Raw genomic sequence first — 13,311 nt, 5'->3', positions numbered from 1 at the left:
CGTTAGACCGTAGCGACCAGCAGTTCCTCGGCATTGTTCGGTGGGCGAAAGCCGTCGGTTCGGTTGGCAAAGTAGCGCTCAGTCAGTTCGGCGGCGGAGATGTGTTGCGCCTTGCTGAAACCGGCTTCTCGGGCCAGCGCAAGGATCTGCGCTGGCGTGAAGAAGCTGATGAAGGGCGTGCCGCTGGCGCGTGCGCCTTTCTCGGCCATTTCCAGCCCGGGGCGCACGTCGGGGTCTGCCATTTCGAGCGGGAGCAGGAACGTCATCGCCAACATCGACCCCGGCGCCAGCGTCGCCACTTCGCGCAGCGTGGCCGCATTCGCCTCTTTGGTGAGATACATGCTCACACCCGTGGACACCACGACGGCTGGCTTGTTCGCATCAAAGCCCGCTGCCGCAAGACCCGCCTGCCAGGACCCGCCCGCTTCGAAATCAACCGGCACAAAGCGCAGCCAATCGGGCACGCCAAAGCCAAGTTCGATCAGGCGCTGGCGTTTCCATGCCTGCGGGTTGGGCTGGTCAACCTCGAACACCTTGAGGTGCGACGCAACGTCCGGCCTGCGTTGCGCAAAGCTGTCGAGCCCCGCCCCGAGGATGACGTACTGGCTCAGCCCCCGCGCCGCCTGCTCCACGACCAGGTCTTCAATGAAGCGTGCACGCGCCACGATGGAGGCGCGAAAGGGGCGCGTGAACTGCGGATGCATGTCGCCGCGCTGCTGCCAGCCGGGCTCGGGCGCGAGCAGCTTCAAGCCGACGTTGTCTTCCAGCACATGCGGTGGCGCGTCGACTTCAACATGCAGGGCACGCCACAAGGCGACGCGTGCTGCGGTGCTGTCAGGTGCCAGATCCTGCATGTTGTGCGTGCTCATGAATGCCTCCGCGTTGGTGTATCAGGTGACCGGTTGAAACTCGGGAAACACGGCAACGGCTTGCACAGGCTGTTTGGTCATGCAGACCTCGAACAGGCGGCTGCTCAACCAACCCGCCAGCCATGCCTGCAGCGCGGGCATGGGCTGCGCTGCAAACCAGTCCGGCTCCACCGCCGCAAATTGCCGCACGAACGGAAAGATCGCCAGATCCGTCGCGCACGGCGTTGCGCCGCCAAGATACCGCTGTGCCTGTAGCCTTGTTTCGAGTGGGGTCAGCAGTGTGGTCACCGCCTGCGCGCGCACGGCCTCGCGCGATTGCCCATCTTCCGGATAGCGGTCGGGGTATTTGTAGCGGTCGAGCAGGCGTTTGAAGTCGCCATCGTTGGTGCGCAGCAGGTTCAGGTTGTCGTCAGTCTGGGCGCGGCTCCACCAGCCTTGGGGGTCGGGCGATTCGAGCGCCCAGCGCATGATGTCCAGGCTCTCTTCCAGCACGCCGCCATCGGGCAGATGCAGCACCGGCACCGTCCCCTTGGGCGACAGCGCGAGCAGCGCGGCGGGCTTGTCGCGCATCACGATTTCAAACGTCTGGAAGCGCCGGTTGGCCTGCAGCATCGCCAGGCGCGCACGCATGGCGTACGGGCAGCGGCGGTAGCTGTAGAGCAAGGGCAGGGCGTGGTCGGTGGACATAGGGGCAAGCAAGAGGCGTTGATGCTGAGCGCGCTAGGGTAACGGGTTTGTCGTGGTCGACACGTTTTACGCGGCCAGTCGTGACCGGTCCGAGCGGCCACCACGCCGCACGGATTGCGGAGGTTGCCCGAACACACGGATGAACGCACGCCGCATGCGCTCCGGATCGGCAAAGCCAACGGCGCGGGCCACTTGCTCCAAGGATTCATCACCAGATTCCACGCGAGGGCGGGCGGCTTCCGCACGCAGTCTCTCGACAGCTTTGGCGGGCGTCTGGCCGGTCTCGGCCGCGAAGGCGCGATCGAACTGCCGGCGGCTCAGGTGCGCCACTTCCGCCAGGCGATCCACATCGAGCGCTTCGTGCAGGTGCTCGCGCGCATAGCTCAACGCACGTGCGATGCGGCTCGATGCCGGGTCCAGCTCCAGCAGCGCTGAAAACTGGGACTGCCCACCCGGCCGCCGGTGATACACCACCAGTTCACGAGCCACCGCGCGGGAAACATCAACGCCCAGGTCTTCTTCGATGAGCGCGAGCGCCAGGTCAATGCCCGACGAGATGCCGGCAGATGTCCACACCGGGCCGTCGTGGATGAAGATGTGATCGCTTTGCACCTGAACGTGCGGATAGCGCCGCTGCAACTGCGCGGCCATGCGCCAGTGCGTGGTGGCGCGGCGGCCGTCCAGCAACCCTGCGGCAGCCAGCGCAAACGCGCCGGAGCACACACTCGTCATACGCCGCGAATGCTGCGCGGCTTCCTGCACGAAGGCGATCAGCGCGGCGGAAAACGTGTCCTCACGCGGGCCGTTGCCGCCCGAAATGACGAGCGTGTCGAAGGCCGGGTCGTCCAGCTTCTGCGTCTGCATGACCAGGCCTGGCGCGCTCTGCACCTGTGCGCCGTTTTCGGATAGCACGTCAATCCGGTAGGCCGGCTGGGGCGCCAGGCGGTTGGCCACGTCAAAGGCCGTCAGCGGGCCTGTGAAATCGAGCAGGCTGCAGCCCGGAAATACCAGAAAGCCGATTCTGCGCATGATGTCTTGAAATGAGGGAATAACGTCATTTAGGCCTGATCTTCCTCCGCCAGACTGCACCTGTCAAATGCACTGCTGGAGAGTCGATCATGACTGCCGTCGCACTTTCGCACGCTGGTTTCGCCCACGCTTCACGCCATCACCGCTGGAAGGTGCTGGGAGTGGGCGTGGCCGCCAATGCCAGTTTTTCTGCCGCGTTTTCGGGCATCCCGACCACGGCGGTGTTCATCCGCTCGGCTTACCACCTGGGCAATGCCGAGCTGGGCATCGCGCTTGGGCTGCTGGGGTTGGGCATCGCCATCAGTGAGCTGCCGTGGGGCCTGCTGACCGACCGCTGGGGCGACCGTGCCGTCCTGCTGGCGGGCCTTGGGGCGACGGCGCTGGCGTTGCTGGTGATGGCGTGCTTCGTGGCGCCCATGCATGGCAGTGTGCCGCCGCTGACGTGGCTGGCGGCCGGCATGCTGAGCGTGGGTCTGCTGGGTGGCAGCGTGAATGGGTCCAGCGGCCGCGCGGTCATGGGCTGGTTCCGTGAGGGCGAGCGCGGCCTTGCCATGAGCATCCGTCAGACCGCTGTGCCGCTGGGCGGCGGCATTGGGGCGCTGGTGTTGCCGAGCCTGGCTGCACACGCCGGGTTTGCCGTGGTGTATGGCGTGCTGGCGGCGGCCTGCATGTTGACGGCGGTGCTGACGTGGTTGTGGGTGCATGAGGCGCCGGACGTCGTGACCACCATCGCCAAGACCGCCGCCGACGCCGGACGTGGCCCACTCCGCGATCCAATGCTCTGGCGCATGGCGCTGGCCATCGGCCTGCTCTGCGTGCCGCAAGGTGCGGTTGTTGCCTTCGCGACCGTTTTCCTGCGTGACTTTGCGCACGCTAACGTGCTGACGCTCAGCCTGACGATGGCTGCGGTGCAGGGCGGTGCAGCAGTCATGCGCGTGTGGAGCGGCCGCTGGACGGATCGCCACGGCAATCGCCGCGCTTACCTGCTGGCCTGTGCCCGGCTGAGTGTGGTGTTGTTTGTCGTGTTGGCTGGCGTCGCCTGGGCGACGGCTGCGCTGCCGATCGATCTGTCGATCATGCGTGCGGCACTGGTGGCGGCCATCGTCGTTGCCGGCATCAGCGTGTCGGCATGGCATGGGGTGGGTTTTACCGAGATGGCGACGATGGCTGGCGTGCAGCGCGCCGGCACGGCATTGGGCCTGGGCAATACTGGCGCCTTTACCGCGCTCGGGGTGACGTCGCTGTGCCTGCCGCATGTCCTGGCGTGGTCGTCGTGGCCAGTGGTGTGGCTGGTGACGGCGGGCAGTGCGCTGATTGCGTTGCGCGTGCTGCCAGCGGTACAGAAGTAGGCTCTAGCGCGGCGCCAGTCCCCTTCGTTTCTTCCTATAGTGAGCCGCAGGTCGCCCTGGCCTTGATATGGCGGCCACTGCACAACGAGACGAGGGGGCCATCATGCCAGGCTTGAGCGTCATTCAGCACGTGGTCGTGCTGATGCTGGAGAACCGGTCATTCGACAACCTGTTCGGCACGCTCTACCCCAAGAGCGCCGAGTTTGACGGGCTCTCCGGCACCGAGACCAACCCCGACGGCAGCGGTGAACCCATCCGCGTGTGGACCACGCCGGCGCCACCCAACGTGATGACGCTGCCCAGCCCCGACCCGGGCGAGCTGTTCACCGACATCAACCAGCAACTCTTTGGCGCGCAGACTCCGCTGGGGCAGACGCCCACCATGCAGGGTTTCACCACCAACTACGCCAAGAACGGCGGTGACCCGCGCGACATCATGCATTTCTTCACGTCGGACCAGGTGCCGGCACTGTCCACGCTGGCACGCAACTACGCCGTGAGTGACGCGTGGTTTGCCGCCGCGCCGTGCCAGACGTGGCCCAACCGCTTCTTCGTGCACACCGGCACGGCGCACGGTTATCCGAACAACTCGCCGGTGCACTTTCCGTATCTGATGCCGACGCTGTTCAACGCGCTTGACGGCGTGGTGCCGGACGATTGGGGCGTCTATTACCACGACTTTGCGCAGTCGCTCACGCTCACGCGCTTGTGGATGCATCTAGACCACTTCCACCTGTTCGACGATTTTCTGGACGATGCCTCCAACGGCAGGCTGCCCTCTTACAGCTTTATCGAGCCGCGCTACTTTGCCGATCTCGATTGGCCGAATGACATGCACCCGCCGCACGATGTCGGCTATGGCGACGCGCTGGTCGCCCAGGTGTATAACGCGCTGCGCAACTCGCCACAGTGGCACCAGACCCTGCTTGTCGTCACCTTTGACGAACATGGCGGCTGCTATGACCACGTGCCGCCGCCGTCTGCCGTGCCGCCCAGCCCGCCGCAGCCGGGGCAGCTCTTCGCGTTTGACCGGCTGGGTGTGCGCGTGCCGGCGGTGGTGGTGTCGCCGTGGATTCCCAGGGGCACCGTCTTTCGCTCGACTGTGGCGCAGCCGTACGACCACACCGCCATCATCAAGACGCTGCGCAACCGCTACAACATCCAGACACCGCTCACCGCCCGCGATGCGAGCGCGCCGGACCTCGCTCAAGTGCTGGAGTTGACCGCACCGGATGACAACCGGGACCCGATCGTCGCCCGCACCATGGTTGCTGACCCGGTCGGCCTGCAGGCTGCGCGCAATGCACCACTCAACGATTTCCAGTGGGCCATGCACGAATCGGCAGCGATGTTGGCGCCGCTGGGCACGGGCATCAGCATTGATGATCACGTGCGCAATCTGTCGACCGATCAGCAACCACCCGTGCCGGCTGCCCAGAATGCTCAGCAGGCGGCGCAGCACATCAAGGACGTGTTAGCGTCGATGGATTTGCCGTATGCAGGTCAATGAGCATGAACACACCGTTGCAGCATCGCCCCACGCTGATCCGCGCCTTTGAACCCGGCGACGAGCTCGCCCTGCACGCCATCTTCCACTCTGCCGTGCATGAAATCGCCGCCGGGCGCTACAGCCCGGAGCAAATCGAAGCCTGGGCCCCCGTTGACTACGACACCGCGCAGTGGGCCGAACGCATCCGCCGTATCGAGCCCTTCGTGGCCGAGATCGATGGGCAACCCGTGGGCTACGCCGATCTACAGGTGAACGGCTACATCGACCACTTCTTCGTGGCGGCGGCGCACGCACGGCAAGGTGTGGGGCAGCGCCTGATGAATCACATTCTTAATCTGGCCGCGCAGCGTCGCCAGCCGCGCGTGCAGGCCCACGTGAGTTTGTGCGCCGAAGCCTTCTTTGCCCGCAACGGGTTTGCGGTGATGGCACGCCAGACCGTCATGGTGCGCGGTGTGCCGCTGGCCAATGCATTGATGATCCGGATGCAGTTCTGATTTGCGCTTTCATTACATTGAACGCGTGCAAAGCTTTGCGTCGCGCTGATGTTGTGACCGCGTCTTACAGTGATTAAAGATCGCTGAGTATCTGTCGTTAGCTTGGTTGAAGTCGGTGCAGCCCGAGGCACCCCACAAAAGCATTCTCCCCAAGCAATCGACCGCAGATATGAAGACGCTCTCCATCAAAGCCCGGCTGGCGCTGGTGCTGTTTGTTCTGGCTGTATTCCTGGCGGGCGTCGGTGCGCTCGGTTTGTACGGCAATCTGCGCTCCAATGCGGCGCTCAAGGAAACCTATGGCAATCAGCTCGCATCGGCGCGGGCGGTGAGCCAGGCCATTGCGCGAGTGGGGCAGGCACGCACCGCACTCGATCGTGCCATCTATGAAACGGACGACGCCAAGATTGCACCGCTGGTGAGTGCCGCCCAGGATCGTTACAAGGAAGGCTTGGCAGCCTGGAAGGCCTACAACGATCTGCCGTTCGCCACGGCTGAAGAAGAGCGCACCGCCGGCGAGGCGAAGGTTGCGCTCGAGGCGTTCATGAAGCAAGGCATGGAGCCGACGTTCGAGGCCTTCAAGCGTCATGACCTGGAGGCCGCCAAGCCGCTCGTGCTGGACAAGCTCTTTGAACTCTCCACACCGTACCTGACCAAGCTGGAACGCCTCGATGCCATCCAGACCGAGGTCTCGGCTGCGGCGTACAAGGATGCGCAGTCCTTCTTCACCCAGTTGGTGTGGGAATTCCTGATCGTGATCGGGCTGGGTGTGGCGCTGGCAATCGGCTGCTATGTCGTGCTCTCGCGAGCCATCTCGCGCCCGCTGGAAGAGATGCTGGTGCACTTCCGCGAGATTGCCGCCGGCAATTTGACGACCGAGGTGCGCATTCACTCGCGTGACGAGATGGGCGTGCTGATGGAAGGTCTGCAGCAGATGCAGGGCAAGCTGAAGGAGACCGTGGTCACGGTGCGCCGTGGCAGCGAGTCGATTGCTTCGGCCACGCAGCAGATTGCCGCCGGCAACACCAACCTGTCGCAACGTACGGAAGAGCAGGCCAGCTCGCTGGAAGAAACCGCTTCCAGCATGGAAGAGCTGACCAGCATCGTAAAGCAGAACGCCGACAACGCCCGTCAGGCCAGCGCGCTGGCGGTGAGTGCCTCCGAGATCGCTGTGCAGGGCGGTGCCGTGGTGCAGGACGTGGTGGCAACGATGGGCGAGATCAGCGAATCGTCGCGCAAGATCACCGACATCATCGCGGTGATTGAAGGCATCGCCTTCCAGACCAACATCCTGGCGCTGAATGCCGCAGTGGAAGCTGCACGTGCGGGTGAACAAGGCCGCGGCTTTGCCGTGGTGGCTGGTGAAGTTCGCACGCTGGCACAGCGCAGTGCGGGTGCTGCCAAGGAAATCAAATCGCTGATCGAGGATTCCGCCACGCGTGTGGATTCGGGTTCGAACCTGGTGGCACGTGCTGGCAAGACGATGGAAGAGATCGTCGTGGCGGTGAAGCGCGTGACCGACATCATGGGTGAGATCAGTGCGGGCTCGGCCGAGCAGAGCAGTGGCATTGAGCAGATCAACGAAGCCGTCACGCAGATGGACGACGTGACGCAGCAGAACGCTGCATTGGTCGAGCAAGCTGCCGCTGCCGCACAGGCTCTGGAAGAGCAGGCTGACGAGCTGCGCCGTGCGGTGGCGGTGTTCCGCGTGGCGATGTAACACACCATTTCCCGATGGTTTGCCCCGGCAGCAATCTGGCTGCTGCGGCGCTACACTGCGGGGTCGACCTTCGGGTCGGCCCCGCTTTTTTTATGCGGTGCACTCATAACGATTATTCGGAGGTGTCATGCGTTTCCAGTGTCGTCGTGTTTCTGTTCGTGCCCTTGTGTCTGCCGCCGTACTGGCATGCAGCGCCGGGGCGATCGCCCAGACCATCCCCGCCAGCAAGCCTGCGCCCACCACGCTCACGCCCGAGCAGCAGCGCTATCACGACATCTACAAAGAGCTGGTCGAGATCAACACGACGCATTCGGTGGGTGACACCACCAAGGCCGCACGTGCCATGGAAAAGCGCCTGGCCGACGCGGGCTTTGCTGCTTCTGACATGCAAGTGATCGAGCCCTTCCCGAAGAAGGGCAACCTGGTGCTGCGCTACAAGGGCACCGGTGCGAAGCAGCCGATTCTGCTGCTGGCCCATATCGACGTGGTGGAAGCCAAGCGTGAGGATTGGAAGACCGATCCGTTCAAGCTGCAGGAGACCGACGGCTACTTCACTGCGCGCGGTTCGATTGACGACAAGGCGATGGCGTCTGCGTTTGTCTCTGTGCTGGGGCAGCTCAAGCAGGAGGGCTTCAAGCCCTCGCGCGACATCATCCTCGCGCTGACCACCGACGAAGAACGTGGCGATGTGCCGAGCAACGGCGCGTACTGGATCGTCAATAACAAGCCCGAGCTGGTGAAGGCCGAATTCGGCATCAACGAAGGCGGCGGTGGCGAGTTGCGCGGCGGCAAACCGGTGCTCCACCGCATTCAGGTGGCAGAAAAGATGTACACCACCTACGAACTGGAGGTGCGTGACGTGGGCGGCCACAGCTCGGTGCCGACCAAGACGAATCCGGTGTACGCGCTGTCGGCGGCGCTGGACCGGCTGGGGGCGTATCAGTTTCCCGTCAAGCTGGCGGACGTGACGCAGACTTACTTCGCGCGCAGCGCGCCGTTGGCCACGGGGCAACTGGCGGACGACATGCGCTCGGTCGGTACGGGCAAGCCGGATCAGGCGGCGATTGATCGCTTGTCGGCTATCCCGTTCTACAACGCGCAGTTGCGCACCACGTGTGTTGCCACCATGGTCAACGCCGGGCATGCCGAGAATGCGCTGCCGCAGTCGGCCAAGGCAACCGTCAATTGCCGCATCCTGCCGCATGATGATCCGGCCGACATTGATCGTCAGCTCAAACAGGTGATCGGTAACGACAAGATTGCCGTGCGCTACATCAACAAGCCGCTCGCGAGCCCGGCGTCGCCGCTCAACGGCGATCTGGTGAAGACGGTCGATACGCTTACGCAGCAGATGTGGAATGTGCCGGTCATCCCGGCGATGAGCACGGGCGCTACCGATAGCCGCTTCATGCGCAATGCTGGTATTCCGATGTATGGCGTGTCGGGTTTGTTCACTGAGCCGGCTGACCTGCGTACGCACGGTCTGGATGAGCGTATTGAGATCGCGCGGTTGTATGACGGGCGGGAGTTCCTCTACCGCCTGGTTAAGCAACTGGCTGAGTAAATGCGGGTGCCGCGCCTGCGTTTTGTGGGCGCGGATTGAGGCTTACTGGCGGTGGTGGTGCGCAGCGGTTTCGTCCCCTGCCGGGGCCGACTCACTTTCTTTGTCTTGCCAAAGAAAGTAAGCAAAGAAAGGCGCGCCCGATGCGGCGACCCACTCCTTGAATTTCCGTGACCGGGCGGAGAAGGAGGCAAACTCGCTGCGCTCAGACAGCCTCCTTCTTTTTTCCGCCCGCTCACAAAAATTCAAGGCGCCGCATAGGGCAGGGTACGGCCAAACCGTCTGGGTGCACGTGCCAGAGGCATGGCCGTTTCAGTGGGCTTCTTAGATGAAGCCGCCGTCCGTCTTGAGTGTGCGGCCGGTGACCCAGCGTGCGTCGTCTGAGGCGAGGAAGGCGATGGCGTCTGCAATGTCCTCGGGCTCGGCCAGGCGGCCCAGCGGGGTCGATTCGCGCATGCGGTCTTTCACTTCGTCGGGAATTGGCGCGGTCATGTCGGTGCGTGTGAGCGCCGGTGCCACCGCGTTGACGGTGATGTTGCGCGGCCCCAGCTCGACGGCAAAGGCATGCGTGAGTCCGTCGACAGCCGCCTTGCTTGCGGCATACACCGCCAGCCCCGCCCGCGGTCGATACACCAGGCTCGACGACACGTTCACGATGTGCCCACCGCGTGCCGGCACGTGTGGAAGCACCGCCTGGGTGACAAGGATGACCGAGAAGGCGTTGGTGCGGAACTGCGCGTCGAACGACGTCTGATCGATCTCGCCCACCGGCTGGCCCTCCAGGATGCCTGCATTGTTGATGAGGATGTCGATGGCGCCAAAGGCTTCGCGCACTGTGGTGACCATCGTGTTGACGGAGGCTGCATCGGCTACATCGGCCTGTACTGCGATGGCTTCTGCGCCCGTCTTGCGGATGGACTCGACGACCGCATTGGCTTCGTTGCTGTTGCTGCGATAGACCACGGCCACGCGTGCGCCATCGGCGGCCAGTCGACGTGCAACGGCTGCGCCGATACCGCGCGAACCGCCGGTGACGATGGCCGTGCGGCCGGCCAGGCGCGGTGCGGAGGGGGATTGGGTTTGCGACATGGTGTTCTCCTGAAAGAGGGCAATGTTTCGGGAGAACAGATTACGAAGCTGCCGACCCGCGCGCAGCCAGCGTGGCGGCGACGCGGCGTTCCAGCGTTGGAACGACCGGGTGGCGTGAGTCAGCCTTGCTGGCGCTTGCGGTACTCCGCCACTTTGTGCCGGTTGCCGCAGACCGCCATGCTGCACCAGCGGCGCTTGTGCGACTTGGTGCGGTCGTAGAACCACAGCGTGCATTCCGGGTGTTCGCACATGCGCACGAGCTGGAAGTCGCCTTCCGCCAGCAGGTGGGCGGCGGCTTCGGCCAGCGGGGCGAGGCGCTGTTCGACGGAATCGGTTGGGCGCAGACGGTCTACCCGTGGGATGTCGCCATCCCATACCAGCACAGGGTGGCTGGGTGCCTGTCGCAGGAAGACGTTGAGCGCATCCGCGCTGGCAGGCTGACCGGCCTTGCGCGCCTCCACCAGCGTACGGATCACCTCACGCAGATGCCGCGCCACGGCAAGCAGCACGCCGGGCGGGTAGCCGCCGGCCAGTGGTTCCGTCAACCAGCCGGCACGCACAAGCCAGTCAGAGACATCCTCATCGGTTTGCCAGAAGTCGCGCCGCTGCCCATCGACGTTGGCGACGGTGTTGAGCATGTCGAGCACCGGGTGGTCGGCGATCAGCATGGGTGAGTCAGGCGATGCGGCGGCGGGCTGGGGCATGGAATGAGCTTCGGCTTCAATGTCGCAATTGTAACCGTATATGTAAATTATTCCAGTTACATCGTGGAATGGGCCTCCGCGACCGGAATCGCGCACAAAGGCAGCCGCATTACCATGTCTCCATCCAAGACCCTTGCTGGAGAAGATCATGAGCGCATGGCCTGATGCCCGCGTGCTGGCGTTGTTCAACATCGATGTGCCGATCGTGCTTGGACCGATGGCTGGCGTGGGGGGCGCCGAGCTGGCGATTGCCGTGTCGCGCGCGGGAGGGCTCGGTTCAATCGCCTGCGCGATGCTGAGCGCAGACCAGATCCGTCAGCAGGTCGAGCAGTTTCGTGCGGCCGTGCGCGGCCCGATCAACCTGAATTTCTTTTGCCACACGCCGCCGCAGCCTGACCCGGAGCGTGAGGCCAAGTGGCGTGCGCATCTGGCGCCGTACTACGCGGAGTTCGGCATCGACCTGAACACGCAGGCGCCGGCCGTGAACCGTGCACCGTTTGACGAAGCGACCTGTGCGCTGGTTGAAGAGATCCAGCCCGAAGTCGTGAGTTTCCACTTCGGCCTGCCGGCGCCCGAACTGCAGGCGCGCGTGAAGGCCACCGGCGCGAAGGTCATGGCTGCCGCCACGACGGTGGAAGAAGCACGCTGGCTGGAAGCCCGCGGTGTGGACGCCATTATCGCCATGGGCAACGAGGCCGGTGGGCACCGCGGCATGTTTCTCACGACGGCCATCGAATCGCAGGTTGGCACGTTTGCGCTGGTGCCACAGGTGGTTGATGCGGTGCGCGTGCCGGTGATCGCGGCGGGCGGCATTGGCGATGCGCGGGGCGTGGTGGCGGCGTTTGCCCTGGGGGCGTCGGCGGCACAGATCGGCACGGCTTACATGCTCTCGCCCGAGGCGAAGACGTCGGCCATCCATCGCGCCGCACTCAAGCGAGCGACGGATGCGGATACTGCACTCACCAACCTGTTCACTGGTCGCCCGGCGCGCGGCATCGTTAACCGGTTGATGCGTGAGATTGGTCCGATGAGTGCGTTTGCGCCGGCCTTCCCGACGGCCGGTGGCTCGTTGGCACCGCTGCGCGCCAAAACCGAGCCGATCGGCTCGGGCGACTTCATCAACCTGTGGTCGGGCCAGGGCGCTCAACTGGCCACGGAAGACTCCGCCGAGGTCATCACACGCCGCATCGCCACCCAGGCACTTGAGCGGCTCACCTGAGTTTTCCTGCTGCAGGACTCCCCACGCGGGCACGCCATACGGCGTGCCCGTTTTGTTTTGCATCACAGATCGGAATGCGACCAATGGGAAAATTTCATGTAACTTGAAAAATATAATTTCACTGGTTACATTGGCTTCGGTGCTGTTCCTCAAAATCTCACCAGGAGCCCTGTCATGAACGCCCCAGTCCACCCGGCCGATCTCGTTGCTGATGCCTATGCCCCCACCGCCGTCCGCCATCGCACGGCAGACGTTGCGGGTGTGCACGTGTTCTATCGCGAGGCCGGCCCGGCCGATGCGCCCACCGTGCTGTTGTTGCACGGCTTCCCGAGTGCCTCGCACATGTTCCGAGACCTGATTCCGCAATTGGCCGAGCGCTATCACGTGGTTGCACCGGATCTGCCGGGCTTTGGTTTGACGCAGGTGCCGGAGGGTTTCCGCTATACCTTCGACAACCTTGCGCACGTGGTGGATGGCTTCACGCAAGCGCTTGGCTTGTCGCGCTATGCGATCTACGTGTTCGACTACGGTGCGCCGACTGGCTGGCGCCTGGCGATGGCACATCCGGAACGCATCACGGCCATCGTCACGCAAAACGGCAACGGCTACGAAGAAGGCCTGGGTGAGGGCCCATGGGCGCCAATCAAGGCCTACTGGGCCAATCCGGACGAAGCGCATCGCCGGGAGCTGCACGCGCTGGTCTCCGATGAGATGACGCAATGGCAATACCTGAACGGCGTGCCCGATCCGACGCGCTTAGCACCGGATGGCTATCTGCTGGATCAGTACTTCCTGGGCCGCGCGGGCCAGCGCGACATCCAGATGGACTTGTTCCTGGACTACGCAAGTAACGTGGCGTTGTATCCAGCGCTGCACGCGTACTTCCGCTCGCATCGTCCGCCGTTGCTGGCGGTATGGGGCCGCAATGACGCCATCTTCATTCCGCCCGGCGCGGAGGCGTTCAAGCGCGACCTGCCGGATGCGGAAGTGCACTTTGTCGACAGCGGCCACTTTGCGCTGGAGACGCACTACGAGGAAATCGGTGCGCGCATGCTCGACTTTTTCGGCAGGGTGGTGAGGTAA

Annotated in this window: 12 protein-coding genes; 7 read left to right on the top strand and 5 right to left on the bottom strand. The window is 64.0% G+C overall.

Annotation, left to right across the window (positions count from 1 at the left end; genetic code table 11):
- Nucleotides 1–2 precede the first annotated feature (2 nt).
- From R2N11_RS03225 to R2N11_RS03215, 3 genes are all read right to left on the bottom strand, one after another.
- Nucleotides 3–869, bottom strand: a complete 867-nt coding sequence (locus R2N11_RS03225; protein ID WP_316680115.1) for a class I SAM-dependent methyltransferase — start codon at nt 867–869, stop codon at nt 3–5.
- A 21-nt stretch (nt 870–890) separates the two neighbouring features.
- Nucleotides 891–1,556: a glutathione S-transferase gene (locus tag R2N11_RS03220; RefSeq protein ID WP_316680114.1), complete on the bottom strand. Its 666-nt coding sequence runs from the start codon at nt 1,554–1,556 to the stop codon at nt 891–893.
- 66 nt (nt 1,557–1,622) lie between these two features.
- Nucleotides 1,623–2,585 carry a GlxA family transcriptional regulator gene (locus R2N11_RS03215; protein ID WP_316680113.1) on the bottom strand — a complete coding sequence of 321 codons (963 nt, stop codon included), beginning with the start codon at nt 2,583–2,585 and terminating at the stop codon, nt 1,623–1,625.
- 89 nt (nt 2,586–2,674) lie between these two features.
- Here R2N11_RS03215 and R2N11_RS03210 point away from each other — a divergent pair, with 89 nt between their 5' ends.
- The 5 genes from R2N11_RS03210 (at nt 2,675) to R2N11_RS03190 (ending at nt 9,219) form a co-directional block, all read left to right on the top strand.
- Nucleotides 2,675–3,934, top strand: coding sequence for an MFS transporter (locus R2N11_RS03210; protein WP_199033120.1), 1,260 nt, complete (start codon nt 2,675–2,677; stop codon nt 3,932–3,934).
- 103 nt (nt 3,935–4,037) lie between these two features.
- Nucleotides 4,038–5,444, top strand: a complete 1,407-nt coding sequence (locus R2N11_RS03205; RefSeq protein WP_316680112.1) for an alkaline phosphatase family protein — start codon at nt 4,038–4,040, stop codon at nt 5,442–5,444.
- 2 nt (nt 5,445–5,446) lie between these two features.
- Entirely contained in the window at nt 5,447–5,938 is a 492-nt protein-coding gene (locus R2N11_RS03200; RefSeq protein ID WP_316680111.1) for a GNAT family N-acetyltransferase, read from the top strand.
- A 169-nt stretch (nt 5,939–6,107) separates the two neighbouring features.
- Complete coding sequence (locus tag R2N11_RS03195; RefSeq protein ID WP_199027249.1) at nt 6,108–7,655, top strand: methyl-accepting chemotaxis protein; 1,548 nt, start codon at nt 6,108–6,110, stop codon at nt 7,653–7,655.
- A gap of 127 nt (nt 7,656–7,782) precedes the next feature.
- Nucleotides 7,783–9,219: a M20/M25/M40 family metallo-hydrolase gene (locus tag R2N11_RS03190; protein ID WP_316680110.1), complete on the top strand. Its 1,437-nt coding sequence runs from the start codon at nt 7,783–7,785 to the stop codon at nt 9,217–9,219.
- 321 nt (nt 9,220–9,540) lie between these two features.
- On the opposite strand, the gene R2N11_RS03185 is transcribed toward R2N11_RS03190, so the two are convergent.
- Both R2N11_RS03185 and R2N11_RS03180 read right to left on the bottom strand, forming a co-directional pair.
- A complete protein-coding gene (locus R2N11_RS03185; RefSeq protein WP_316680109.1) occupies nt 9,541–10,305 on the bottom strand; it encodes an SDR family NAD(P)-dependent oxidoreductase in 765 nt (254 codons plus the stop codon).
- A 119-nt stretch (nt 10,306–10,424) separates the two neighbouring features.
- Entirely contained in the window at nt 10,425–11,009 is a 585-nt protein-coding gene (locus R2N11_RS03180; RefSeq protein WP_316680108.1) for a CGNR zinc finger domain-containing protein, read from the bottom strand.
- 148 nt (nt 11,010–11,157) lie between these two features.
- On the opposite strand from R2N11_RS03180, the gene R2N11_RS03175 reads away from it, so the two are divergent.
- Together R2N11_RS03175 and R2N11_RS03170 are read left to right on the top strand one after the other, a co-directional pair.
- Nucleotides 11,158–12,228, top strand: coding sequence for an NAD(P)H-dependent flavin oxidoreductase (locus R2N11_RS03175; RefSeq protein ID WP_316680107.1), 1,071 nt, complete (start codon nt 11,158–11,160; stop codon nt 12,226–12,228).
- A gap of 174 nt (nt 12,229–12,402) precedes the next feature.
- Complete coding sequence (locus tag R2N11_RS03170; RefSeq protein WP_316680106.1) at nt 12,403–13,311, top strand: alpha/beta fold hydrolase; 909 nt, start codon at nt 12,403–12,405, stop codon at nt 13,309–13,311.

The organism is Ralstonia flaminis (assembly GCF_958415495.1).
GTDB classification, from domain to species: Bacteria; Pseudomonadota; Gammaproteobacteria; order Burkholderiales; family Burkholderiaceae; genus Ralstonia; species Ralstonia flaminis.
The sequence above is the reverse complement of the archived record's forward strand: the minus strand, read 5'-3'. Positions and strand labels throughout refer to the sequence as shown.